The sequence below is a fragment of the Nonomuraea sp. NPDC004702 genome, assembly GCF_053601695.1.
This window is the reverse complement of sequence record NZ_JBSGCE010000073.1, coordinates 19,707-42,793: the sequence shown is the minus strand read 5'-3', so window position 1 is coordinate 42,793 and position 23,087 is coordinate 19,707. Positions and strand designations below refer to the sequence as shown.

26 protein-coding genes and 1 pseudogene are annotated in these 23,087 nt (G+C 73.0%); 11 read left to right on the top strand and 16 right to left on the bottom strand.

What is annotated here, in order from left to right; translation table 11 throughout:
• Positions 1-143 precede the first annotated feature (143 nt).
• Genes ACWEJ6_RS46335 through ACWEJ6_RS46325 form a run of 3 tightly spaced genes read right to left on the bottom strand, consistent with a single transcriptional unit; the run spans position 144 to position 2,596 of the window.
• Positions 144-1,583 carry an amidase gene (locus tag ACWEJ6_RS46335; protein ID WP_452431741.1) on the bottom strand — a complete coding sequence of 480 codons (1,440 nt, stop codon included), beginning with the start codon at positions 1,581-1,583 and terminating at the stop codon, positions 144-146.
• 19 nt (positions 1,584-1,602) lie between these two features.
• A complete protein-coding gene (locus ACWEJ6_RS46330) occupies positions 1,603-1,776 on the bottom strand; it encodes a hypothetical protein (protein ID WP_357706347.1) in 174 nt (57 codons plus the stop codon).
• On the bottom strand, positions 1,769-2,596 hold the full coding sequence (locus tag ACWEJ6_RS46325) for an SPFH domain-containing protein (RefSeq protein ID WP_358289681.1): 828 nt from the start codon (positions 2,594-2,596) through the stop codon (positions 1,769-1,771). The genes ACWEJ6_RS46330 and ACWEJ6_RS46325 overlap by 8 nt, the downstream gene beginning before the upstream one ends.
• Positions 2,597-2,653: 57 nt before the next feature.
• Between ACWEJ6_RS46325 and ACWEJ6_RS46320 the strand changes: the two genes are divergently transcribed.
• Positions 2,654-3,832 carry a threonine synthase gene (locus ACWEJ6_RS46320; protein WP_452431740.1) on the top strand — a complete coding sequence of 393 codons (1,179 nt, stop codon included), beginning with the start codon at positions 2,654-2,656 and terminating at the stop codon, positions 3,830-3,832.
• 14 nt (positions 3,833-3,846) lie between these two features.
• Here ACWEJ6_RS46320 and ACWEJ6_RS46315 read toward each other — a convergent pair whose 3' ends face one another.
• Genes ACWEJ6_RS46315 through ACWEJ6_RS46305 form a run of 3 tightly spaced genes read right to left on the bottom strand, consistent with a single transcriptional unit; the run spans position 3,847 to position 7,224 of the window.
• Positions 3,847-4,536, bottom strand: coding sequence for a hypothetical protein (locus ACWEJ6_RS46315; protein WP_452431739.1), 690 nt, complete (start codon positions 4,534-4,536; stop codon positions 3,847-3,849).
• A complete protein-coding gene (gene hrpB, locus ACWEJ6_RS46310) occupies positions 4,533-6,920 on the bottom strand; it encodes an ATP-dependent helicase HrpB (protein ID WP_452431738.1) in 2,388 nt (795 codons plus the stop codon). Before hrpB ends, ACWEJ6_RS46315 begins: the two co-directional genes overlap by 4 nt.
• Positions 6,907-7,224 (bottom strand): ArsR/SmtB family transcription factor, encoded by a 318-nt coding sequence (locus tag ACWEJ6_RS46305; protein WP_452431737.1) that lies wholly within the window; start codon positions 7,222-7,224, stop codon positions 6,907-6,909. Before ACWEJ6_RS46305 ends, hrpB begins: the two co-directional genes overlap by 14 nt.
• Before the next feature lie 89 nt (positions 7,225-7,313).
• On the opposite strand from ACWEJ6_RS46305, the gene ACWEJ6_RS46300 reads away from it, so the two are divergent.
• On the top strand, positions 7,314-8,465 hold the full coding sequence (locus tag ACWEJ6_RS46300) for an MFS transporter (protein WP_358289670.1): 1,152 nt from the start codon (positions 7,314-7,316) through the stop codon (positions 8,463-8,465).
• Here ACWEJ6_RS46300 and ACWEJ6_RS46295 read toward each other — a convergent pair.
• A complete protein-coding gene (locus ACWEJ6_RS46295; RefSeq protein ID WP_452431736.1) occupies positions 8,414-9,028 on the bottom strand; it encodes a TetR/AcrR family transcriptional regulator in 615 nt (204 codons plus the stop codon). The genes ACWEJ6_RS46300 and ACWEJ6_RS46295 overlap by 52 nt on opposite strands.
• Positions 9,029-9,099: 71 nt before the next feature.
• On the opposite strand from ACWEJ6_RS46295, the gene ACWEJ6_RS46290 reads away from it, so the two are divergent.
• Both ACWEJ6_RS46290 and ACWEJ6_RS46285 read left to right on the top strand, forming a co-directional pair.
• Positions 9,100-10,065: a hypothetical protein gene (locus ACWEJ6_RS46290; RefSeq protein ID WP_452431735.1), complete on the top strand. Its 966-nt coding sequence runs from the start codon at positions 9,100-9,102 to the stop codon at positions 10,063-10,065.
• An 80-nt stretch (positions 10,066-10,145) separates the two neighbouring features.
• Positions 10,146-10,832, top strand: coding sequence for a hypothetical protein (locus tag ACWEJ6_RS46285; protein WP_452431734.1), 687 nt, complete (start codon positions 10,146-10,148; stop codon positions 10,830-10,832).
• On the opposite strand, the gene ACWEJ6_RS46280 is transcribed toward ACWEJ6_RS46285, so the two are convergent.
• Together ACWEJ6_RS46280 and ACWEJ6_RS46275 are read right to left on the bottom strand one after the other, a co-directional pair.
• Positions 10,829-11,656, bottom strand: coding sequence for an undecaprenyl-diphosphate phosphatase (locus ACWEJ6_RS46280; RefSeq protein ID WP_364326734.1), 828 nt, complete (start codon positions 11,654-11,656; stop codon positions 10,829-10,831). The two genes, ACWEJ6_RS46285 and ACWEJ6_RS46280, sit on opposite strands and share 4 nt — an antisense overlap.
• Before the next feature lie 109 nt (positions 11,657-11,765).
• The gene (locus ACWEJ6_RS46275; RefSeq protein ID WP_387679703.1) at positions 11,766-12,578 is read right to left on the bottom strand and encodes an NmrA family NAD(P)-binding protein; all 813 of its coding nucleotides are present in this window, start codon (positions 12,576-12,578) and stop codon (positions 11,766-11,768) included.
• 75 nt (positions 12,579-12,653) lie between these two features.
• Here ACWEJ6_RS46275 and ACWEJ6_RS46270 point away from each other — a divergent pair, with 75 nt between their 5' ends.
• The 3 genes from ACWEJ6_RS46270 to ACWEJ6_RS46260 all read left to right on the top strand — a co-directional run bounded on the left by ACWEJ6_RS46270 (position 12,654) and on the right by ACWEJ6_RS46260 (position 14,331).
• The gene (locus tag ACWEJ6_RS46270; RefSeq protein ID WP_452431733.1) at positions 12,654-13,574 is read left to right on the top strand and encodes an AraC family transcriptional regulator; all 921 of its coding nucleotides are present in this window, start codon (positions 12,654-12,656) and stop codon (positions 13,572-13,574) included.
• Positions 13,571-14,080 carry an HAD domain-containing protein gene (locus tag ACWEJ6_RS46265; protein ID WP_449912996.1) on the top strand — a complete coding sequence of 170 codons (510 nt, stop codon included), beginning with the start codon at positions 13,571-13,573 and terminating at the stop codon, positions 14,078-14,080. The genes ACWEJ6_RS46270 and ACWEJ6_RS46265 overlap by 4 nt, the downstream gene beginning before the upstream one ends.
• Positions 14,081-14,142: 62 nt before the next feature.
• Entirely contained in the window at positions 14,143-14,331 is a 189-nt protein-coding gene (locus ACWEJ6_RS46260; RefSeq protein ID WP_352325923.1) for a PspC domain-containing protein, read from the top strand.
• Positions 14,332-14,352: 21 nt separating this feature from the next.
• Here the strand turns inward: ACWEJ6_RS46260 and ACWEJ6_RS46255 are convergent.
• Positions 14,353-15,705, bottom strand: a pseudogene (locus tag ACWEJ6_RS46255) (FAD-dependent monooxygenase); the annotation flags it as partial.
• Between the two features lie 67 nt (positions 15,706-15,772).
• Between ACWEJ6_RS46255 and ACWEJ6_RS46250 the strand changes: the two are divergent.
• Positions 15,773-16,321, top strand: a complete 549-nt coding sequence (locus tag ACWEJ6_RS46250) for a TetR family transcriptional regulator (protein ID WP_387679697.1) — start codon at positions 15,773-15,775, stop codon at positions 16,319-16,321.
• A complete protein-coding gene (lipB, locus tag ACWEJ6_RS46245) occupies positions 16,318-16,953 on the top strand; it encodes a lipoyl(octanoyl) transferase LipB (RefSeq protein ID WP_352355707.1) in 636 nt (211 codons plus the stop codon). Before ACWEJ6_RS46250 ends, lipB begins: the two co-directional genes overlap by 4 nt.
• A gap of 4 nt (positions 16,954-16,957) precedes the next feature.
• Here the strand turns inward: lipB and ACWEJ6_RS46240 are convergent, their stop codons facing one another.
• The 4 genes from ACWEJ6_RS46240 to ACWEJ6_RS46225 all read right to left on the bottom strand — a co-directional run bounded on the left by ACWEJ6_RS46240 (position 16,958) and on the right by ACWEJ6_RS46225 (position 20,999).
• On the bottom strand, positions 16,958-17,512 hold the full coding sequence (locus tag ACWEJ6_RS46240) for a TetR/AcrR family transcriptional regulator (RefSeq protein WP_452431732.1): 555 nt from the start codon (positions 17,510-17,512) through the stop codon (positions 16,958-16,960).
• On the bottom strand, positions 17,505-18,341 hold the full coding sequence (locus tag ACWEJ6_RS46235; protein ID WP_452431731.1) for an alpha/beta fold hydrolase: 837 nt from the start codon (positions 18,339-18,341) through the stop codon (positions 17,505-17,507). Before ACWEJ6_RS46235 ends, ACWEJ6_RS46240 begins: the two co-directional genes overlap by 8 nt.
• Before the next feature lie 116 nt (positions 18,342-18,457).
• Complete coding sequence (locus tag ACWEJ6_RS46230; protein ID WP_387679688.1) at positions 18,458-19,987, bottom strand: amino acid permease; 1,530 nt, start codon at positions 19,985-19,987, stop codon at positions 18,458-18,460.
• A 97-nt stretch (positions 19,988-20,084) separates the two neighbouring features.
• Positions 20,085-20,999 carry a zinc-binding dehydrogenase gene (locus ACWEJ6_RS46225; RefSeq protein WP_452431730.1) on the bottom strand — a complete coding sequence of 305 codons (915 nt, stop codon included), beginning with the start codon at positions 20,997-20,999 and terminating at the stop codon, positions 20,085-20,087.
• Positions 21,000-21,091: 92 nt separating this feature from the next.
• Between ACWEJ6_RS46225 and ACWEJ6_RS46220 the strand changes: the two genes are divergently transcribed.
• Positions 21,092-21,646, top strand: coding sequence for a TetR/AcrR family transcriptional regulator (locus tag ACWEJ6_RS46220; RefSeq protein ID WP_452431742.1), 555 nt, complete (start codon positions 21,092-21,094; stop codon positions 21,644-21,646).
• A 108-nt stretch (positions 21,647-21,754) separates the two neighbouring features.
• Here ACWEJ6_RS46220 and ACWEJ6_RS46215 read toward each other — a convergent pair whose 3' ends face one another.
• Positions 21,755-22,300 carry a type 1 glutamine amidotransferase domain-containing protein gene (locus ACWEJ6_RS46215; protein WP_452431729.1) on the bottom strand — a complete coding sequence of 182 codons (546 nt, stop codon included), beginning with the start codon at positions 22,298-22,300 and terminating at the stop codon, positions 21,755-21,757.
• A gap of 110 nt (positions 22,301-22,410) precedes the next feature.
• Here ACWEJ6_RS46215 and ACWEJ6_RS46210 point away from each other — a divergent pair, with 110 nt between their 5' ends.
• Positions 22,411-22,671, top strand: coding sequence for a heavy-metal-associated domain-containing protein (locus ACWEJ6_RS46210; protein WP_352325934.1), 261 nt, complete (start codon positions 22,411-22,413; stop codon positions 22,669-22,671).
• 4 nt (positions 22,672-22,675) lie between these two features.
• Here ACWEJ6_RS46210 and ACWEJ6_RS46205 read toward each other — a convergent pair whose 3' ends face one another.
• On the bottom strand, positions 22,676-23,026 hold the full coding sequence (locus tag ACWEJ6_RS46205) for a ribosomal maturation YjgA family protein (protein WP_387679680.1): 351 nt from the start codon (positions 23,024-23,026) through the stop codon (positions 22,676-22,678).
• Positions 23,027-23,087: the final 61 nt, after the last annotated feature.

Below are 23,087 nucleotides of genomic sequence, written 5' to 3'. Positions count from 1 at the left end.
TCTTCTTGGTCGTTGAACCAACTACCGGAGACCTCTTCTTTTAACGATCAACGACACGCCCAACCACGTCGTGATCTTTCGAAACACGGCCTAGAAGAAACAGGCGTCCAGGAGAAGCAGGGCGTCTAGGAGAAGCAGGGCGTCTAGGAGAAGCCGGGCGGGCGTAGCGGCGGGTGGGCCGCCTGGAGCTGGGCGGCCAGGGCCAGCAGGTGCGGCTCGCCGCCCGGCGGCGCCACGAGCTGCACGCCGATCGGCAGCGCGCTGGAGTGCGTGGCGACCGGCACGGCCATCGCGGGCCAGCCGCACAGGTTCCACGGGCCCGTGGCGGGCGCGTACCTGACGTTGGCCAGCAGGTTGGGCAGGAGGCCGCGCCCGCCCCAGCGGTCGGCGCGCGGCGGCAGGGCGGCGAGCGCCGGCGTGATCATCACGTCGGCGTCGCCGAACCAGGTGTCGGCGCCGTAGCCGCTCCAGCGTTCGCGGCCGCGCCGGCCGTCCAGGCCGATCCTGGTGAGCACGCGGCCGGCGCGGGCCAGCGCGCGGGTGCGGCGTTCCAGTCCGTGCGGATCGAGACCGTCGGCGGCGGCTGCGGCCCGGCCGAGCCAGGTGGCCACGGCGGCGGGGCCGAGCCAGGCGGGCAGGCGGTGCGGATGCTCGACCACGGTGTGCCCGGCGTGCCGCAACGTCTCGGCGGCCGCTCGCACCGCCGCCTGGAACTCCCGGTCCACGGGCAGGCCCGGCGGCAACGGCTGAGGGGCGTAGGCCACCCGCAGGTCGAACGGCTCCGGGCTGTCCTGCGGCGGTTGCGGCTCCCACACCTCGTCGTCGTCGGCCCAGACCGAGCGCAGCATGCGCGGCTTCGGCTCGACCCGGTGGCCGGTACGCCACGCCTCGGCCAGCGCCGGGTCGGCGGCCAGGACGGACAGCGCGAGCGACAGGTCGGCCGCGGTCGTGGCGAGGGGGCCGTTCTCGGTGAGCCCGTCCCAGTCGTCGGCGGGCGGCGGGACCAGGCCCGTCCCCGGCTTGACGGCCAGCACGCCGCAGCAGGCGCCCGGGATGCGCAGCGACCCCATGCCGTCGTTGCCGAGCGCGATCGGCACCATCCCGGCCGCCACCGCCGCCGCGCTGCCCGAGGACGAGCCGCCGGCGGTGCGGGCGAGGTTCCAGGGGTTGCGCACGACGCCGTACGGGCTGTCGCCGAAGCCGACCAGCCCCAGCTCCGGCAGGTTGGTCAGCCCGACGATCACCGCGCCCGCCGCGCGCAGGCGGGCCACGGCCGGATGGTCCTCCCGGGCGGGCGCGCCGGACGTGGCCGCCGAGCCGCCGCGGGTGGGCTCGCCGGCCACCTCCAGGTTGTCCTTGACCGCCACCGGAACCCCGGCGAGCGGCAGGTCGGCCAGGTCGCGGCGGTCGCCCACGGCCCGCGCCTCGTCCATCGCCTGCTTCCTGACCAGCCGGAAGGCGCCCACCCGGGAATCCCGCTCGGAGATGCGGTGAAGGTGCTCCGCCACGACGGTCGTGGCCGTGACGTCGCCGCGCCGGACGGCCGCCGCGATCTCGATGGCGGTCCTGCCTGCCCACAACATGTCTAGAGTGTGCAGGTTTTCACTCTTCCTTGCGAGAGCTCCTGCCGGGCTCGCGCCCGGCCTCCTTCAGCGCCAGCCGCAGCGCGAACTCGATCTGCGCGTTGATGCTGCGCAGGTCGTCGGCCGCCCACTTGGCGATGGCGTCGTAGACGGCCGGGTCGAGGCGGAGGAGGAGCTTCTTCCGCTCAGGCATACAGACTGCCGGCGTTCACCACCGGCTGGGTCGCCCGGTCGCCGCACAGGACGACCAGGAGGTTGGAGACCATCTGGGCCTTGCGCTCCTCGTCGAGCTCCACGACCCCCTCGGCGGCCAGCCGGTCGAGCGCGAGCTGGACCATGCCGACCGCGCCCTCGACGATCCTGGTGCGGGCGGCCACCACCTGGCTGGCCTGCTGGCGCACCAGCATGGCCTGGGCGATCTCCGGCGCGTAGGCCAGGTGGGTGATGCGGGCCTCCAGGATCTCGATCCCGGCCAGCTCGGTGCGCTCGCGCAGCTCGGCGGTCAGCTCGCCGGCGACCTCGGCGCCGTCGCGCAGGCTGGTGCGCTCGGGCTCGTGCGAGTCGTACGGGTGGGTGGTCGCGAGGTGGCGCACGGCGGCCTCGGACTGGATCGCGATGTACTCCTCGTAGTCGTCGACGGAGAAGGCGGCCTTGGCCGTGTCGGTGACCTTGTAGACCACCACCGCGGCGATCTCGACCGGGTTGCCGTCGGCGTCGTTGACCTTGAGCTTGGCGGTCTCGAAGTTGCGCACCCGGAGGCTGATGCGGCGCTTGGTGGTGAACGGCGTCACCCACTGCAGGCCCGCCACGTTGACCGTGCCGACGTAGCGGCCGAGGAACTGCACGACCTTGGCCTCGTTGGGGTTGACCACGGTGAAGCCGGAGGCCACGAGCGCGAAGAGCACGATCCAGGCTATGCCGAGCGTCTTGATCGAGACCAGCGCCGCGCCGCCCAACAGGAGGAGGACAAGCAGGACGAGGAATCCGTTGACCCGGAAAGCACGACGTTCCATCGCGACTCCTTGCTATCGAAGTGATATCACCATGATAGCCATATAAACTCCATGCGCGTGAACGGATCCTCACTTGCCCTCCGCCAGCGCTCGCTGGGTGACCCTTCGATCGAGTTCCCGCTGTCCCCGCCGCTCACCAGGGGCTGCCCGCGCACCAGCACCGCCGAGATCGCCTATCCGGTCGAGGTCGTCTACGACTACGCGGGCGTCGACAAGGGGCTGTTCGACCAGGAGCCGGGGCCGGACATCGCGCGGTGGTCGCCGCTGCTGCCGTCCCTGGAGGCGCCGACGCTGGGGGAGGGCGGGACGCCGCTGCTGGAGTTCGACGGGATCTACGTCAAGGACGAGTCCCGGAACCCGACCTGGTCGCACAAGGACCGGCTGAACCGGGTGGCGGTCAGCGCGGCCCTGGCGGAGGGGGCGGCGGGGGTGGTGGTGGCCTCGTCCGGCAACCACGGCGCCTCGGCCGCCGCGTACGCCGCCCGCGCCGGGCTGCCGGCCATCGTGCTGGCCTCGGCGGACTCGCCGGCCGGCGTGCAGGCGTTCGTGCGGGCGTACGGGGCCAAGGTGTTCTCCGTGCCGGCGGAGGAGCGGTGGCCGCTGCTGCGGGAGATCGTGGACCGGCTGGGCTACCACCCGGTCAGCAACCAGACCGTGACCCACACCGGCCACCCGTTCGGCCCGGAGGGCTACAAGACGATCGCGTACGAGCTGTTCCTCCAGCTCGGACGGGTGCCCGCGGCGGTCTTCGCGCCCACCGGGTACGCCGAGCTGCTGTTCGGGATGTGGAAGGGCTTCACCGAGCTGCGGCTGCTCGGGCTGTCCGGGGACGTGCCGCGGATGTTCTCCTGCGAGCCGGCCGCGGGCGGCCCCAACGCGCGGGCCCTGGCCGAGGGCTCACCCGCGGCGGTCGTCGAGCTGGGGGCCAGCCGGGCCTACGGGATCGCGGGGTCGGTCGGCGGCCACCGGGGCGTGCTGGCGGTGCGCGACAGCGGCGGCGAGGCGGTGCTCGTGACGGACGACGAGATGCGCGCCGCCCAGCGGGACCTGGCGCGGCAGGGCATATGGCAGGAGCTGTCGGGGGCGGCGGGCCTGGCGGGCTACCGGAAGCTGCGCCGGGACTTCGACGGGCCGGTGGTGTGCGTGGGCACGTCGAGCGGGTTCAAGGATATGGGGGTGGGCGAGGTGACCCATCCGGTCCGCACCGGTTTGACGGTGGCCGACCTGACGGACTGACCGCGCCCGGTCTGTCAGGGCTTGAGCAGGATGCGCAGGGGGCCGAGGGTGGTGAAGCCGTGGGCGAGAGCGGCCGACGGGTCGCTCTCGTAGCCGACCAGCGGGCGGCCGGGGAACAGCTCGGCCGCCATCGCCACCGTGCCCTCCCAGGCGGCGGACTCGTCGCAGCCCGAGGCGAAGACGTTCGAGACGCCCGTCACCGCGCCGCTCGCGCTGAGCGCCGCGCCGCAGACCACGTCGGCCCCGATGCGGCCGCTCACCAGCCGCACCTGCGGCTCGTCGAGCAGCGCGGGCGGGAACAGGCCGGGCGCGCCGCCGGAGAAGCACGCCTGCGCCCACTCCTCCAGCGCCCTGGGGTCGGCGGCCACCTCCCACACGATCGGGTCGCCGGTGGCCGCCCGGAGGGGACGCTCGGGCGCGCCGGGCGCGGGCCGGGCGATCCACTGGGCGGTGAACAGCACGTCGAAGCCCGGCAGGTCGAGCGTGCCGAAGCTGTCCTTGACCGAGGCGCCCGAACCCGCGTCGATGTGGCCGAGCACGTCGGCCGGCCCGGCGTCGGGGGAGAGCGTGACGGCGTCGGGGTACAGGACGGGCGTCCTGGCCGGGTTGGTCCAGGCGAGCGGCCCGAAGACGCCGGGACGGCCGTGCGCCCGGCACATCGTGTCGCACCAGGCGGCGTTGTCGCGGACGGCTTCGTCGATCAAGGTCTGCTCCGGTTGACGCGGCGGGTCGGCGGCGCGGTGAGCGGATCCTCCGGCCATGGATGCTTAGGGTAGCGGCCCCTCATCTCGGCCCGTACGGACCGGTAGCCCTCGCGCCAGAACGAGGCCAGGTCGGCGGTCACCGCCACCGGACGGCCCGCCGGGGACAGCAGGTGGACCAGCAAGGGGACGCCGGCGATCCGCGGCGTCTCCTCCCAGCCGAACAGCTCCTGCAGCTTCACCGCGAGCACCGGCTGCTCGCCGGAGTAGTCGATCCTGATCTGCGAGCCGCTGGGCACCTCGACGCGTTCGGGAGCCACGTTCTCCAGGCGCTCGCTCCACGGGATCAGGCGGCGCAGGGCGGCGGCCACGTCGATGCGCTCGACGTCGGCGCGGCGGCGGGCCCTGGACAGCTCCGGCTCCAGCCACAGGTCGGCCAGGGCGATCAGGTCGTCGGTGGCGGGCCACGGGGGGCCGATCGCGCGGTGGGCGAAGGTCAGGCGGTCCTTGAGGTCCTTCGTCTGTCTCGTCCAGGTCAGGAGGTCTTCGGTGCGCAGGCCGTGCAGGATGGCGGGGCGTACGTCGGCGTCCTTGAGCGGCGTGGCGGACAGCTCGATCGCGCCCAGGCGCTCGACCACGCGGGCCGACACGTCGCCGCGCCGCTCGCCCGGCGGCACCCGCCAGGCGACCTCCTCCTCGACCGTGACGGGCAGGGCCAGCCTGGCGATCTCCTCGTCGATCACCACGGCCTGGCGCACCCGGGCCGAGGCCGAGCCCGTGGGCCGGTCGGCGACGGCGATCGCCAGCCACGGCGCGGTGGACAGCCTGGAGCCCTCGGCGAGCTGGGCCTGCGTGCCGGACGCCATGAGATAGCCGCCGCCGCGCCGCCGCGCCACCCGTTCCGGGAACGCCAGCGCCACCGCCATCCCGGCCAGCGCGTCGTCACCCACCTCGCGCACGTCCGGCCCCTGGCCGCAGGCGCGGGCGAGGCGCCTGGTCTCCTGGCGCCAGCGGGCCGCGAAGCCGGTGCCGCCGCCGCGGGCCGCACGCCAGACCTCCGCGAGGTCGTCGCCCGCGTCCCTGGGCAGCTGCTCCGACAGCAGCGCCACCACCTCGGCGGCCCGCGGGCCGAGGTCGAGCAGGGCCCTGGCCAGGCGGGGATGCACGCCGGCGAGCGCCATGCGCCGCCCGCGGCCGGTCACCCGGCCGGCCTCCAGCGCGCCCAGCGCCTCAAGGGTGCGGACGGCGGCCGCCATCGCGGCGGGCGGCGGCCGATCGAGGAGGGCGAGGCCGACCGCGTCCGCGTCGCCCCAGCAGGCCGCCTGGAGGGCGAACCCGGTCAGGTCGGCCAGCGCGATCTCCGGCCGCGCGTGGTCGGCCAGGCGTTCGTGCTCGGCCGCCGTCCAGCAGCGGTACACGGCCCCGGGGGCCTCCCGCCCGGCGCGGCCGGCCCGCTGGTCGGCGGACGCCTTCGAGACCCGGACCGTGGTGAGCGAGCCGAGCCCCCTGGCGTGGTCGGTACGGGGTTCGCGAGCCAGCCCCGAGTCCACCACCACGCGGACGCCCGGCACCGTCAGGCTCGACTCGGCCACCGACGTGGCCAGCACGACCCGGCGGCCGGCCCCGGGCGACAGGACGGCGTCCTGGACGCGGGCCGGCGCCTGACCGTGCACCTGGAGCACGTCGAGGTCGCCCAGCATCCCCGCGACCCGGGCGATCTCCCCCACACCGGGCAGGAAGCACAGCACGTCGCCGTCGCGCTCGGCGTACGCCCGCCGGACGACCGAGGCCACGTGCGACAGCAGCGCCGGATCGACGCGCAGGCCGTGGGGCGGCGCGACCGGACGCTCCGGCGGCGCCCACACGGTCTCCACGGGATGGGCCGTCCCCGAGGCGGCCACCACGGGCCCGCCGATCAGCTGTGACCAGGGGGCCGCGTCGGCGGTGGCCGAGGTGGCCAGCAGCCGCAGGTCGGGGCGGAGCGTCTCGCGCACGTCGAGCAGGAACGCGAGGGCGGTGTCGGCGTCGAGATGGCGTTCGTGGCACTCGTCGAGCACGACCGCGTCGACCCCGGCGAGCTCCTGGTCGCGCTGGAGCCGCTGGAGCAGCACGCCGGTGGTGACGACCTCGACCATGGGGTTGGCCCCGGTGTGCCGCTCGCCGCGGATCGTGTAGCTGACGCCCATGCGCCGGGCCGCCGCCCGGACGGCCAGCCGCCGGGGCTCGGCGACCAGCACCCGCAGCCCGGTTTCGGCCAGCGCCAGGGGCACGACCGTGGTCTTGCCCGTGCCGGGCGGCGCGGTGAGCACCGCCGTGCTGTGGCGCTCCAGCGTGGCGAGCAGCTCGGGGAGCGCGTCGTGGATCGGCAGCCGGTCAGGCGGGGGCATGCGAGGCCGACAACACGGAGTCGAGCAGGCCGGGGAAACGTGCGTCGAGGTCGTCGCGGCGCAGGCTGATGTACTTGAGCCGGCCCTCCTGCTTGGAGACGATCACGCCGGCCTCGCGCAGCGAGCGGTAGTGGTGGGACGCCGTCGACTTGTGGACGCCGAGATGGTCGCCCGCGGCGGTGCACGTCATCTCGCCGAGGGTGGCCAGGCGGACCACGATCTCCAGCCGGACGGGGTCGGCGAGCGCACGCAGGACCTCGGTGAGCTGGATGTCCTCCTTCGCGGGGTGCGGTAGCAGGCGCATGGTGGCACCCTACCTCGCTCTGATTGTTTGACAACTATCCAACTGTGATGACAGTTTGATGCCCGTCCAACTAATTGGCTGGAGGTTCCATGAGTTCCCGGCTCTACCCCCTTGCTGCCGGAAATTTCGCCATCGGTACTGGCATGTTCGTCACCGCCGGGCTGCTCACCCCCATCTCCGCGGACCTCGGGATCTCCACGTCCGCCGCCGGGCAGCTCATGACCGTGTTCGCCCTGGCGTACGCGCTGCTGTCCCCGTTGCTGGCCGCGCTCACCGCCCGGCTGTCGCGCAAGCGGCTGCTGCTGCTGGCGCTGGCCGTGTTCGTCGCGGGCAACGTGCTGACCGCGCTGGCTCCGACGTACCCGCTGGTCATGGCCACGCGGGTGGTGGCCGCGGCCGGGGCGGCGATGTTCACCCCGACCGCCTCGGGCGTGGCCAACGCGCTGACCTCGCCCGAGCGGCGCGGGCGGGCGCTGGCGCTGGTGATGGGCGGGCTGAGCGTCTCCTCGGCCGTCGGCGTGCCGCTGGGCACCTGGCTGGGCTCGGTCTCGGGCTGGCGGGCGACGATGTGGCTGGTCGTCGGGCTGGGCGTGATCGGCTTCGCCGGGGTGGCGGCGCTCGTGCCGGACGTGCGGGTCGCCGTGTCGGGACGGCTCGGCGAGCGCTTCGCGCCGCTGGCCGACCGGCGGGTGCTGGTGGTGCTGGTCACCCAGCTGCTGATGTTCGGCGCCGGGTTCACCGCCTACACCTACATCGGGTCGCTGTTCGACCTGCCGCTGCCGGCCGTGTTGTGGGCGTGGGGGCTCGGCGGCATCGTGGGCAACCAGCTCGGCGGGCGCCTCACCGACGCCTACGGGCCGCGCAGGATGGTGCTGATCGGCCTGGCCGCCTCCACGGTCTTCCTGGCCCTGATCCCCGTCGCGAACCTGGCCCTGCCCATCGCGCTGGTCTGGGCGCTCCTGTGGGGCGCGCTCGGCTGGCTGGTCGCGCCGGCCCAGCAGTTCAGGACGGTGGCCGCGGTGCCGGACAACGTGCCCATCGGGCTCGGCCTGCTGTCGTCCGCCCAGTACGTCGGCCTGTTCGCGGCCGGCATCGCGGGCGGCGTGGCCCTGGACGCCTACGGCCGGGCCGGGGTGGTCGTGCTGGCCACCGGGCTCGGCGTGGCGGCGCTGCTGTTCACCCTGGCGACCTACCCCCGGGCGGCGGCGATCTCGTCGAGCGAGAGCGTGCCCGTCAGGTAACGCTGGACGTTGGGCGCGGTCAGGGCCGCGACCTGGCCGGCGGGCAGCGAGGCCAGCGGATCGAGCCGGAGCATGTAGCGGATCATGGCCAGGCCGAGCAGCTGCGAGGCCGCCAGCAGCGCGCGGACCTCGGGGTGGGCGCCGGGCAGCCGGCGGGCGATCGGGGCCAGCAGCTCCCGGCCCAGCAGCTCCTTCAGCAGCGCGGCCGTCGCCGGGGTGGCGGCGGCCGCGTGCAGCACGGCCGAGAGCCGGGGGCCGTGCCGCGGGTCCTCCCAGAGCTCCAGGTAGCGGGTCACCAGCCGCTCGCCGATGCCGGACGCGTCGCCGTCGAGGGCGCCGACCATCAGCGCGACCGGCATGCTGGCCTTGATCGCGGCCTCGAACAGGCCGTCCTTGTTGCCGAAGAAGTGCATCACCAGCGCCGGATCGACGCCCGCGGCCCGCGCCACGGCCCTGATCGTGGTGCCGCCGTAGCCGTGGGCGGCGAAGGACTCCATCGCCGCCTCCAGGATCTCCTGCCTGGTCTGCGGGTTTCCCGGTCGTCTTCCGCGTTCGTCGGCCATGGGGCTATTCAACCACGTGGAATTCATCTACCCTCGAATTCAACATCGATGAACTCATCAGGTGGTGAAAAATGCGCAGGATCATTGGCCTCGTGGTCGGGGTCGCGCTGCTGGGGATGGTGTTCGCCGGGTCGTTCCTCGGGGCCTTCCGCGCGCCGGAACCGCACGGCGTGCCCGTCGCCGTCGTCGCGCCCGCCGGGCAGGTGCGGCAGCTCCAGAGCGGCATCGACGGGCGGCGGCCGGGGGCGTTCACGCTGAGCCCGTACGGGTCGGCCGAGGCCGCGCGGGCCGCGCTGCTGGAGCGGGAGGTGGACGCCGTGCTCGTCCCGGGGGAGGGCAGGCTGGTGGTGGCGAGCGCGGGCGGCCGCACCGGCGCCACGGTGATCACCGCCGCCTTCCAGGGGGCCGCGCAGGCGCAGGGCCGCACCCTGGAGATCGAGGACGCCGTCCCGCTGCCGCCCGGTGATGCCGGCGGCATCGCCGGCATGTTCTACGTGCTCAGCGTGCTCCTGCCGGGGATCGCGCTGGCCGTGCTGCTCGCCCGGGTCGCGCCGGGCCTGGGCGCGGCGGCGCGGACGGGCGTCCTGGCCGGGGGCGCGCTGGTGACGGGCACGGCCGTCGCGTGGCTGGCCGACGTGGTGTTCGGCGCGCTGCCGGGCAGCTTCGTCCCGCTGGTGGCGGTCTCGGCGGGCATCGCGCTGGCGGTCGGCCTGGTGGTCGCCGGGCTGGTCAAGGTCATCGGCACGCCGGGGGTGGGGGTGGCGGCGCTGCTGTTCGTCCCGATCGGGCTCCCGGCCAGCGGCGGGCCGCTCGGCGCCCGTTACATCCCCGAGTGGTACGCCGCCGTCGGCCGCGTCCTGCCCGTGGGCCCGGCCGCCGAGGCCGTGCGCAACACGGTGTTCTTCGGCGGGGCCGCCCTGTGGACGCCGGTCGGGGTGCTGGCGCTGTGGGCGCTGCTCGGCCTGGTCCTGCTCGCCCTGCCCGGCCGCCGGGCGCAGCCGGCCCCCGCCACCCCGCGCACGCCGGTGGCGGTCTGATCTTCTCCGCCTCGGAGGTGACCTGCGGTCGCCCCGCAGGCGGACGACGGGTGGCGGCGGCGGCACGTACCGTCGCCGCCATGTTCAGGAACCAGGTGACCTTCCGCCGCGTCGCGGCGGGCACGTTGCTCATCGCGGCCCCGCTCCTGCAGTTCGTGGCCGTCGTCATCGACCCCGGCACGTGGGGCGACTCCCGCGAGGCGGTCAGCTACGGCGACAACCCCGCGCTGGCCCAGGCGGAGTCGGCGCTCTACCACTGGAGCTGGATGCTCATGGGCCTGGCGGCCGTCGCCCTGGTGCACCTCACCAGGCGCAAGGCCACCGTGCTCGGCCACATCGCCGGGGCGGCGACGGCCATCGGCTACATCTCGACGTCGGCCCTGCTGATGATCGACCCCGTCGAGTGGTGGCTGGGCCGGCACAACCCGCCGGAGCAGGCGCAGAAGATCCTCGACGAGATGCTGAACCTGCCCGGGGTGATCTTCGGCTTCCAGATGCCGTGGATGTTCTTCGCCGTGCTGGGCCTGCCGCTGCTGGTCGTCGCCGTGTGGCGGGCCGGGTTCGTCGGCTGGTGGGTGCCGCTGCTGGTCTTCGTCGGGTACGTCGTCTCCTTCCCCATCGAGTACGGCCCCGTGACCGTGCTGTTCTGGGCCCTGCCCGTCGCCGGCCTCGGCTGGACCGGCCTGAAGGTGCTGCGCATGGGCGACGAGGCGTGGGCGGCCTACTACCCCTCGCCCGCCCTCGACCGGACGACCGTCTCGGCCTAGGCGGCCGGGATCAAGCCCGCGGTGACCGCCAGGATGACGAGGAAGCCGAGCAGGATGCGGTAGATCACGAACGCGGTGAACCGGTGGGTGCTGATGTACTTCAGGAACCAGGCCACCGCCGCGTAGCCGACGGCGAACGAGATCAGCGTCGCCAGGATGGTGGGCCCCCACGCGGGGGCCTGCCCCTCGCCGATGTCCTTCAGCTCGAACGCCCCGGAGGCCAGCACGGCGGGGATGGCCAGCAGGAACGAGTACTTGGCGGCGTCCTCGCGGCGGTAGTCGAGCAGCAGGCCGGCCGTGATCGTGCCGCCCGAGCGGGAGACGCCCGGGATGAGGGCCAGCGCCTGCGCGAAGCCGTAGACGATGGCATGGGTGAAGCTGAGGTGTTTCTCCAGCGTCAGCTTGTTGCGCGCGGTGCGGTCGGCGAACCACAGGATGCAGCCGAAGACGATCAGCGTCGTGCCGACCACGCGCAGGTCGCGGAAGACGGTCTCGATCTGGTCCTTGAACGCCAGGCCCAGCACGCCGATCGGGAGCGTGCCGACGATGACGTACCAGCCCATGCGGGCCGCCCAGTGGCCGCGCAGCTCCCGGTCGAACAGCGAGCGGACCCAGGTGGAGATGATCTCCCACAGTTCCTTGCGGAAGTAGATGAGCACCGCGGCCTCGGTGCCGAGCTGGATGACCGCCGTGAAGGCCGCCCCCGGGTCCTGCCAGCCGAAGAAGGCCGAGACCACACGGATGTGGGCGCTGGAGGAGATCGGCAGGAACTCCGTGAGCCCCTGGATGAGCCCCAGCACCACCGCTTCGAGCCAGCCGATCACGACTACACCTTCCGGTTACGGGAGTGACCAGGGTGAGGTTAGCGGAAACGGGGGCCGCGCAGTTGCCCGCCCAGCAGGTTGAGCAGGCCGGGGGAGGGCCGGCCCGTCCTCAGCGTCCGGCCCACGCCGCGGCGTTCGCCCTGGCGTAGTCGGCGAAGTCGCGGGCCGGACGGCCCAGCGCCTCCCGGACGCCGTCCGCCACGTGGGCGTTACGGCCGTCCAGCACCTCGGTGAACAGCCCGGTCAGGCCCTCGGCCTCCTCCTTCGGCACGCCCGCCGCCACCGCCCCGGCCACGTACTCCTCCGGCGTGACCTCGATGGAGGTGATCGTGCGGCCCGTGGCCTTCGACAGCTCGGCCGCCGCGTCGGCGAACGTCAGCAGCCTCGGGCCGGTGAGCTCGTACAGGCGGCCCGCGTGGCCGTCCTGGGTGAGGGCGGCCACGGCCACGTCGGCGATGTCGTCGGCGTCCACGAACGGCTCGGGCACGTCGGCCACCGGGATCGCCAGCACGCCGTCGAGGACCTGGTCGAGGAGGAAGCCCTCGCTGAAGTTCTGCATGAACCAGCCGCAGCGCACGATCGTCCAGTCGAGGCCGGACTCCCGCACGGTCCGCTCGCTCGCCTCGGCGCCCGGCTCGCCCCGGCCCGACAGCAGCACCAGCCGCCGCACCCCGGCGTCCGCGGCGAGCCGGGTGAGTTCCAGGACGTCCTCGTACGCGCCGGGCAACGCCAGGTCGGGGTAGTAGGCCACGTACACGGACTCGACGCCGTCGAGCGCGGCGGCCCAGGTGGAGCGGTCCGCCCAGTCGAAGGACGGCGTGGCCGAGCGGGAGCCGATCCGCACGGGAAGGCCGAGAGAGGTGAGCCGGTCAGCGACACGGCGGCCGGTCTTGCCGGTTCCGCCCAGAACCAAAATCGTCATGCATCTAGTAAGCCGTCATACCCATAAGACTCTCCATGGTTGAGAAGCGCGTTGCCATATGCGATCGTCTAGCCCATGGATCAGCTCGCGGCATTGCTCGACGGACCGAGAGCGCGGAGCGCCTTCCTGCTCCGGTCCATCCTCGACCCGCCGTGGTCGATGCGCATCCAGGACGAGGCCCCGCTCACGCTGGTGGCCCTGGTGTCCGGTGAGGCGTGGGTGCTGCCGGACAAGGGCGAGCCGGCCCGCCTCGAACCCGGGCAGGTGGCCATCCTGCGGGGGCCGGAGCCGTACGTGGTGGCCGACGCCCCCGGCACCGCGCCGCAGATCGTCATCCACCCCGGCCAGCGCTGCACCACCCTCGACGGCGAGTCGCTGTACCAGTCGATGGACCTCGGCGTGCGCACCTGGGGCAACGACCCGGCGGGCGGCACCGTGCTGATCACCGGCACGTACACGCTGGAGGGCGAGGTCAGCAGGCGCCTGCTCGACGCGCTGCCGCAGCTCCTCGTGCAGCCCGGCGGGCCGGTCATCGCGCTGCTCGGCGCCGAGATCGTCAAGGACGACCCGGGCCAGTCCGCGGTGCTCGACCGGCTGCTCGACCTGCTGCTGATCGCCGTGCTGCGGTCATGGTTCGCCACGCACGAGGCGCCCGCCTGGTACCGCGCGATGGGCGACCCGATCGTGGGCAGGGCGATGCGGATGTTGCACAACAACCCCGCCCACCCCTGGACGGTCGCCGCCCTCGCCACCGAGGTGGGGGTCTCCAGGGCGGCGCTGGCCAGGCGGTTCACCGACCTGGTGGGGGAGCCGCCGATGTCCTTCCTCACCGACTGGCGGCTCGCGCTCGCCGCCGACCTGCTGCGCGAGCCCGACGCCACGATCGGCTCGGTGGCCAGGAAGGTCGGCTACGGCAGCCCGTTCGCGCTCAGCGCGGCCTTCAAGCGCGTACGCGGCGTCAGCCCTCAGGAGCACCGGGCCGGAGCGTCGAGGTGAAGCCCCTGCTGCTGCTCGACGTCGACGGCGTGCTCAACCCGATGGGCCGCCCGACGCCCGACTTCCGGCGCTACCGCTGCACGATCGGCACCGAGGTCTACACCGTGCACCTCAACCCCCGCCACGGCCGCCGGCTGCTCGACCTGGCCCTGACCACCGGCGCCGAGCTGGTCTGGGCCACCACCTGGGAGCAGCACGCCAACGAGTGGATCTCTCCCAGGATCGGCCTGCCCACGCTCCCGGTCATCGCCATGGGCCCCGAGCGGACCCGTACCGAGCACGGCGAGATGTTCAAGACGCCGCACGTCGCCGCGTACGCCGGTCGGCGGCCGTTCGTGTGGTTCGACGACCAGGTGTGGGCGCAGGACGAGCAGTACCTCAGGGTCGATCAGGGTCTGGAGAATTTCCTGTTGATCCACGTCGATCCCAGACATGGACTGACCAGGGAACATCTGGGCATGGCTCATGAGTGGCTGACCCTTACAGGGTTTTCTCAGGGTCCCTAGCGGGATATCGGCGGCACTGCTGTCCGTTTTACCGGTAGGTCATCACGACACGGAGGAACAGCATGTACCGCTCAAGGGAGCACAGGATTCTGGCCGGCGTCTGCGGCGGGCTCGCCGACAAGATGGGGCTGCCCCCGACCCTCGTCCGCATCCTCTGGCTGCTGCTGTCGCTCATCCCCGGGCCGCTCTGGGTGGTCTACGTCGCCATGTGGATCCTCGTCCCGGAGGAGCCGAGGGGCTACTCCCACTGACGCGTCCGCCGGCTCGCCGAACCACCGCGTGAGCGCCGCCTCGGCGGGCTCCGCGCAGGGTTCGGCCCAGGCCACGTAACCGTCGGGCCGCACCAGCAGCCCGCGGTCGCCGGGCAGCACGTCCACCCGATCGGCCCAGCGCGCCCCCGCGGCGAGCAGGGCCGGGTCGGAGGTCACGAGCAGCCCGCGCCCGTCGTCCAGCCGCGGGCCCTCGGGCATGAACGCGCCGACGAGCGGGTTCGGGCCCGTCGCGTACCGCACCGACACCGCGCTCACGTCCTCGGCCAGCATCCTGTTGGCCTCGGGGACGGTCATGAGCTGGGCGAACAGGTCGCGCAGCCGGGTCGTCCCGGCGTCCGGCGCGGCCAGCTCGACCTGTTGCAGGGTGTTGGCCAGCACGGCGGCGGCCACCGGATGCCGTTCGGCGTGGTAGCTGTCGAGCAGCCCGGCCGGGGCCGTCCCGCGCACCGCCAGGGCCAGTTTCCAGGCCAGGTTGACGGCGTCCTGGAGGCCGGTGTTCATCCCCTGGCCGCCGAACGGCATGTGCACGTGGGCCGCGTCGCCGGCCAGGAACACCCGGCCGGCCCGGTAGTGCTCGGCCTGCCTGGCCGCGTCGGAGAAGCGGGACAGCCAGGTCGCCCCGGTGATCTCGGGGGCGGCGTCCCCGAGGTGCCGGCGCACGCTGGCCGCGAACTCCTCGATCGTCACGGGCGCGTCCCTGTCCGGGTGCACCCGGCCGTGGTCCACGGTCAGGATCCTGGTCGTGCCGTCGGGCCGGACGAACGGCCACTGGAACAGGCCGTGGCCGGTGCGGACCCAGCCGGTCGGCGTGCCGCCGGCCACCGTGACGTCGCCGACGTAGGCGGCCAGGGTGGCGGGGGTGCCGGGGAAGGCGATCCCGGCCAGCTTGCGCACCGTGCTCCGGCCGCCGTCGCAGCCGACGAGCCAGCCCGCCCGGTACGCCGTGCCGTCGCCGGTCTCGACCGTCACGCCCGACCCGTCCTGCGTCAGGCCGGTCACCGCCCGGCCCCGGACGATCTCCGCGCCCAGTTCCAGCGCCCGCGCCTCCAGGATCTCCTCCACCCGCGACTGCGGGACCAGCAGCCCGTACGGGTGCGGGGTCCGCGTGGCCGTCAGGTCGAGCACCCGCATGCCGGCGAAGTGCTGCAGGTCCAGGCGGGGCGCGTCGCCGAGCCGGTCGAGCAGCCCGCGCATGGCGAAGGTGTCGACCGAGCGGGGGTGCAGGTTGAGCGCCCTGGACAGGCCGCTGGGGGCGGCGAGCCGTTCGAGCACGAGCGTGCGCACGCCGCGCAGGCGCAGCTCGCAGGCCAGCATCAGCCCGACCGGCCCGGCCCCGGCGATGACGACGTCCATCCACGTCTCCTTATCAACGATAAATGCTTATCAGTGATAAAGCCTTATCTTTGATAAGTTGTCAAGCGTGGAACGGCGGACGGCGGTACGCGCGGCCCTGCGGCTGCTCAACGAGGTGGGCATCGACGGGCTGACCACCCGCAGGCTGGCCGACGAGCTGGGCGTGAAGCAGCCGGCCCTCTACTGGCACTTCAAGAACAAGCAGGAGCTGCTCGACGAGATGGCCGAGGAGATGCTCGCCGACACGCTGGGGCGTCTCGACGTGCCCGAACCGGGTCAGGAATGGGACAACTGGCTCATGTCCCGCGGCCGGGCGATCCGCGGCACGCTGCTGTCGTACCGGGACGGCGCGCTCGTGCACGCCGGGTCCCGGCCCACGCCGCGCCGGCTGGCCGAGCTCCCGGCGCTCATCAGGCCGCTGACCGAGGCGGGTTTCACCGGCGAGCAGGCGGTCAGGGCGCTGATCGCGGTCGGCAGGTTCGCCCTCGGCTCGGCGATCGACGAGCGCGGCCCGGCCGTGCCGCTCGACGCGCGGCCGGTGGAGGACCCTGACGGCGACTTCGAGTTCGGGCTGCGTGCGCTGGTGTCCGGGATGCGTCTTATCCTCGAAGGATGAGGGCAAGGCCGCTGACACTTCTGCAGGACGATCTGGTCGACTACGACACGGCGATGGAGCGCATGACCGACCTCGTCGGGCAGCGCCAGCGCGACGAACGGCCGGACACGCTCTGGCTGCTCAGCCACCCGCCCGTCTACACCGTCGGCCGGCGCACCCCCGCCGAGCACCTGCCCGACCCCGCGCGCGGCATCCCTGTGCTGGAGACCGGGCGCGGCGGGCAGCTCACCTACCACGGCCCCGGCCAGCTCGTGGGCTATCTCATCGTCAAGCTCGGCGAGGACGAAGGGATCGTCGACTACGTGCGGGAGGTGGAGCTGCGCCTGGTCGAGGCGCTGGGCAAGCTCGGCCTGCCCGCCGAGCGGCGTGACACCCCGCCGGGCTCGGAGCTGCTGACCGGCGTCTGGACGTCCGCGACCGGCCGCAAGATCATCTCGATCGGCATGCGCCAGAGCAGGGGCGTCACCAGCCACGGGTTCGCGCTCAACGTCGACGGCGACCTCACGCCCTGGAACTGGGCGGTGGCCTGCGGCATGCCCGACGTGGACATGACCTCGCTCAAGCGCGAGCTGGGCGACATCACCATGCAGGACGTGCGGCCCGCCGTGGCCGCCGCCTTCGAGGCGTCCTGACCGCTCAGCGGGGAGTGGTCAGCCCGGCCACGACCATGTGCTTGAGCAGGTCGTAGCTGTCGTCGAGCCGCTCGGGCAGGCCGAACGCGCCCGACGCCTCCAGCACCGCGAACCCGTGCGCCGTCGCGCGCAGGCAGCGGGCCGCGTGGATCGCGTCGGAGCCTTCCAGCCCGTAACCGCGCAGCGCCGCGAGCATGATGCCCATCAGGCGCTCGCCCGACGCCCGCATGCCGGGGTGCGGCTGCTGGATGACCATCGCGTAGCGGTGCGGGTGGCGGGTGACGTAGGCGCGCCAGGCGTCCATGAGCGCGCCGACGGCCTCGTCGCGGGAACGGCCCAGCACCGCCTGGGCCAGTTCGCCGGTGATCTCGTCGGCGATCCGCACCGACAGCAGCTCGCGCAGCTCGGCCAGGTTGCGCACGTGCTTGTACAACGACGGCGTCGCGACCCCGGCGCGGGCCGCCAGCGCCGAGAGCGTCAGGGACTCGGGCCCGTTCTCGTCCACCAGGCACACCGCCAGGTCGACGACCGTGTCCTGGGACAACGCCGCCCTAGGCATGCACGCGCCCCTTGACGAACGCCAGCACCTCGGCGGCCACCTGGGCCGGGAACTGGGCGTGCGGGTAGTGGCCCGCGCCCTCGAGCATGGCGATCCGGCCGCGCCCGGCGGGCATGGCGGCCACGATGCCCTCCGCCTCGGCGCGCGGGTCGGCCCAGTCGGGGTCGAGCGTGCCCATCACGACCAGGACGTCGCGGGTCAGGTCGGGAAGCCGCGCGCCGGCGTCGGTGGGGGGCACCTGGCCCATCTTGGAGACCACGGCCATCCGGCCGGGCCGGCGCAGGTCGGCTTCGAGCGCCGCGATGTGCTCCGCGTGGTCGGCGGGCCTGACGCCCGGCATGGCGTGGTCGAGGTACTTCTTCCACAGGCCGATGCTGCGCAGGAGCGCCGCGCCGAGCAGCAGCATGGCCCCCTTGCGATGGCGGGCGTTGCGCAGCAGGCCGCCGCCGTCGATCTTCTGCACCCGGGTGAACGGGCCGATCTCCACCACGGCGCTGACCAGCTCGGGCGCCTGCGCGGCGGCGATCGTGACGGCCCCGCCCGCGAACGAGTGGCCCACCAGGACCGCCGGGCCGCCCAGGTGGCGGACCAGCGCGAGCAGGTCGCCCGCGACGTCGGTGCGGGTGTAGGAGGGCCAGTCGCGGCTGGACTCGCCATGGCCGCGCAGGTCGGGGGTCGCCACCCGGAAACCCGCCGCCACCAGCTCGGGCACCAGGAACCTGAACGACTGCCGCCCGACGCCCATGCCGTGCGCCAGCACCATCAGCGGCCCTTCGCCGGTCACCTCGTAGGCGAGCTGTCCACCCTCGACCGTCAGGAACTCCGTCATGTCCAACCCCTCTCGGCTAACTATTATAGCTATAAAGCTAAAGCGTTTAGCCAAGCGGTGTCAAGCAGCAGAAAGGGCGGGCACGGCCGGATCGGCCGTGCCCGCCCACAGGGTGCTCAGGAGATCGGCACCTCGTCGATCGTGCGGCGCGGGCCGGTGAACCAGTGCTTGGCCGACAGGCTCCACCACAACCAGATGCCGATCAGCACGACGCCGACCGCGATCGGCGCGTAGTTGACCGACGTCCAGGTGAAGTCCTTGTTGCCTGGCACGCCGGCCGGGGAGAACGGCATGACGAAGTAGATCGACACGATGACGATCTCGACGCAGGCGATCCAGCCCAGCACCCGGTACTTGCGGCCGAGCGTCCACGGGCCGGGACGGAAGGCGTCGCCCATGCGCAGGCGCAGCCAGATCGGGATGAGGAACGCCAGGTAGAGGCCGATGACCGCGATCGACACGACGGCGTAGAAGGCGACCGGGGTCGTCGAGCCGGCCGGGGCGTACAGGGCGGGCAGGGTGATCAGGGCCGCGATCAGGCAACCGGCCAGGATCGCGTTGACCGGGGTGCGGTTGCGGTCCACCTTCGACCACAGCCGCCAGCCGGGCACCGCGCCGTCGCGCGAGAACGCGTACGTCATGCGCGACATCGAGGTCACGCAGCTCATCCCGCAGAAGAACTGGCCGATCGTGGAGATCGCGAAGATCGCGGTGGCCAGCGGGGAGGAGAGCGCGGTCTCGAAGATGGCGCCGACGAAGCCGGACTGCTTGTTGATCTCGTCCACGTTGGTCGCGGCGAACAGGAACGCCAGCAGCAGGATCCAGCCGCCGATCGCCGAGTAGAAGATCGACTGCCACAGGCCGCGGGCGGCCGTCCTGGCCGCGCCCTGCGTCTCCTCCGACACGTGGGCGCAGGCGTCGAACCCGGTGATCGTGTACTGGGTGAGCAGGAAGCCGAGCGGCAGCACGTACAGCCAGAAGGGCACGCCGCCGTCGCCGTCGCCGAAGCCGGAGTTGTTGATCGTGCCGCCGAACACGAAGCCGAGCGACTGGTGCTCGGACGGCGCGAACACCAGGATCGCCACGATGACGACCGCGCCCGCGACGTGCCACCACACGCTGATGTTCTGCAGCAGCGAGATGAGCCGGTGGCTGAAGATGTTGATGAGCGCGTGCAGGATGAGGATGATCACGAACAGCAGGAACGCCTGGGGGAGCGTCCCCTCCCACGCGCCGCCGGTCAGGCGGCTGATCGTGATGTTGAGGAACGTGGCGCAGCCGTAGTCGACCGACGCGGTGACCGCGATCAGGCCGATCAGGTTGAGCCAGCCGGTGAACCAGCCGTGGATCGGCTTGCCCATGGTGGCGGCCCACCAGTAGATGCCGCCCGCCGTCGGGAACGCCGAGACCAGCTCCGACATGCAGAAACCGATGATCAGGATGAACGCGGAGATCAGCGGCCAGCCCCACGAGATGGCGATGGGGCCGCCGTTGTTCCAGGCCTGCCCGAAGGTCGTGAAGCAGCCGGCGAGGATCGAGATGATGGAGAAGGAGATCGCGAAGTTGGAGAAGCCGCTCCAGGTCCGGGCCAGCTCCTGCTTGTAGCCGAGCTCGGCGAGTCGCCTGGAATCCTCTTCGAGTGACATGAGGTCTCCCTGGGGGGCGCGGAGGACGCTCTGTTTGGTCTAGGTCTAGACCATTTCTTCCCCAGGGACAAGGCGTGACAGATGAGTTTCGTCGTGGTCAGGAGAGAGCGTGTCCCGCCGGGCCGACGTCGAGCACGACCTTCCCCGTGACCGTGCGGTCGAGCTGGGCCGCGGCGGCCTCGTCCAGGCGGTCCCATGGCACGCGGCGGCCGATCTCGACGGTCAGGTCGCCCGCGGCCACGAGGCCGAGCAGGAAGGCCAGGTCGGGGCCGGGGGAGCTGACGTCGCCGAAGGAGTTCATCGAACGGGCGGGGCCGAGGGAGAAGGTGGAGCCGGGCGGGAAGACGGCCGGCTGCCCACCGGCCCAGCCGACGCTCTGGAGGTTGCCGCCCGGCTTGAGCAGGCCCCAGGCGGCCACCAGGGTCGGGCCGCCGACCAGCTCGATCACGACGTCCACGGGGGCCACGCCGTCCAGGGCGGTCACGACGTCCACGTCCGGGCCGAGGGCCTTGGCGCGGGCCGGAGAGCTCACCGAGGCGACGACGTGGGCCCCGGCCAGCCTGGCGAGCCGCACGGCCAGCGTCCCGACCGAGCCGGACGCCCCCGTCACGAGCACGCGCGATCCGAGGGAGACGCCGGCGGCGCGTAGAGAGCGCAGGGCGGACAGGCCCGACATCGGCAGGGCGGCGGCCACCGCCAGGTCCACCCCGTCGGGCACCACGGCGAGCGAGCCGGTGTCGAACGCCGCCCGCTCCGCCCACGCCCCCGCCCCGAACGCCGCCACCCGCGCGCCCTCGGCCGGGCCCGTGCCGTCGGCGGCGGGCCGCAGCACCACCCCGGCGGCGTCGTAGCCGAGCACGACGCCCTCCGGCAGGCGGTCCATGTGCCGCAGCTCGCTGAAGTTGACCGACGTCCGCCGCACCTCGACGAGTGCCTGCCCGGCCCCCGGAACGGGCTCGGGGACGTCGGCGAGCCGCCCCACGGCCCCGGGGCCGACCACCAGTGCGCGCATACGAGATCCTCCCGCCATCATGCGGACCGGCGGTCCGCTTCGTTGCCGGGATACTATGGGGACCGATAGTCCGCTTGCAAGGAGGGGCCTTGGTGCGATCAGACGCCACCCGCAACCGGGAGGCGATCCTGCGGGCCGCCGAAGAGCTCCTGGACGCCCACGGCGCCGAGCACATCTCGCTCGACCGGGTGGCCGCGGCGGCCGGGGTGGGCAAGGGCACGGTCTTCCGCCGCTTCGGCAGCAGGACCGGCCTGTTCCAGGAGCTGCTGGCCGAGCGCGCCGCCGCCCTGGCCGAGGCCATCGAGACGCCCGGCTCGCCGCTCGGGCCGGGGGCGCCGCCGCGGGAGCGGCTGCTCGCGTTCCTGGACGAGCTGGCCGGGCTGGCCGAGCGCAACCTGGCGCTGTTCGCCGCGCACGAACGGGCCTGCGCGGCCGACAAATACCGCGACCCCACCTACCTGCGGTGGCACGCCCACGTGACGGCGCTGGTCGCGGCGGCGGCGCCCGGGCTCGACGCCGAGTTCGCCGCCCACACGTTGCTGGCCTCCTTCGACGCCGACCTCGCCCGGCACGTGATGGCCGAGGGCGGCGCCGACCGGCTCAGGGCCTCGGTGCGCGGCGTCGCCGAGGCCCTCCTGCGCGCCTGACCCCACCAAGGGGCCGAGGCGGCCTCGGGCCAGGCCCGGGCCGGGCTCGGGCCGGGCTCGGGTCGGGCCGACGCGGCCGCAGGCCCGGGCTCGGGCCGTTGTGCCGGGCTAGGCCGAGAAGGCGTCCGTGGCGGCCTGGCAGAAGGCCTTGAGGTCGTCCGGTTTGCGGCTGGTGACCAGGGTGTTCGGGCCGTCCGTGCAGACCACGACCTCCTGGTCCTTCCAGGTCGCGCCGGCGTTGCGCAGGTCGGTCTGCAGGCTCGGCCAGGACGTGAGCGTACGCCCGCGCACGACGTCCGCCTCGACCAGCGTCCAGGGGGCGTGGCAGATGGCGGCCACCGGCTTGCCGGTGTCGAAGAAGGCGCGCGCGAACCGGACGGCCTGCGGCACCGTGCGCAGGAAGTCGGGGTTGGCGACGCCCCCGGGGAGCAGCAGGGCGTCGAAGTCGCCGGGGTCGGCGTCGTCCACCGTGGCGTCCACGGTGAAGGTGTCGGCCTTGTCCAGATGGTTGAACGCCTGGATCTTCCCGGAGGACGTGGAGACCAGCCGGGGCGTGCCGCCCGCCTGCTTGACCGCCTTCCACGGCTCGGTGAGCTCCACCTGCTCGACCCCTTCGGGGGCGACCAGGAACGCGATGGTCTTGCCGTTCAACATGACTGTCCCTTCGTTTTCGCCTCCCCTATCCGGACACCGGGGAAGTATGCACTCCTTACCCTGGGGGGGTATAGAGTGGGCTGCGAAGCCTAGAGAAGAGGAGTTCGGGCATGGTGATCACCGCGTACCAGGTCGAGGGCATGACCTGTGGCCACTGCGTCAGCTCGGTGCGGGCCGAGGTCGGCAAGGTCGACGGGGTCCAGGCCGTCGAGGTCGACCTCGCGGCCAAGGAGATGGTCGTGACCAGCAGCGCGCCGATCGACCAGGCCGTCATCGAGTCGGCCGTCGTCGAGGCCGGCTACGAGCTGGGCGGCGGCCGCGAGCTGCTGCCGCAGGCCGGGTCGTGCTGCGGCTCGGGCGGCTGCCACTGACCCCTCAGGGGGATCGGCGCCGGGCCCACAGGGTGTGCGCGGCGCACGCGGCGGCCGCGCCGACGGCGTACCAGAGCAGGTCGGGCGGGTTGAAGGTGCTGCCCAACAATGGCCGCAGGACTGCCGGGATCTCACCGAGCTGGGCGAACTCGATCGCCCAGCTCAGCCCGCCCGACACCGTCGCGGCCACCCACGGCCGCACCCGCGGCAGCGCCAGCACGACGAGCGCGTAGATCAGCACGGTGTAGAGCGCGTCACCGGCGTATTTGGGCACGGGCCCGTCCCACAGCACCCGGACGCCGAGCCCGGCCACGACCGTCGCGACGGCGGCGAGGAGAACGGGCAGGCGGGGCACCCGATCACGGTAGCGCCAAGCCTACTGAAAATTTACACCGCAAAAGGAAACGAGAATGAAA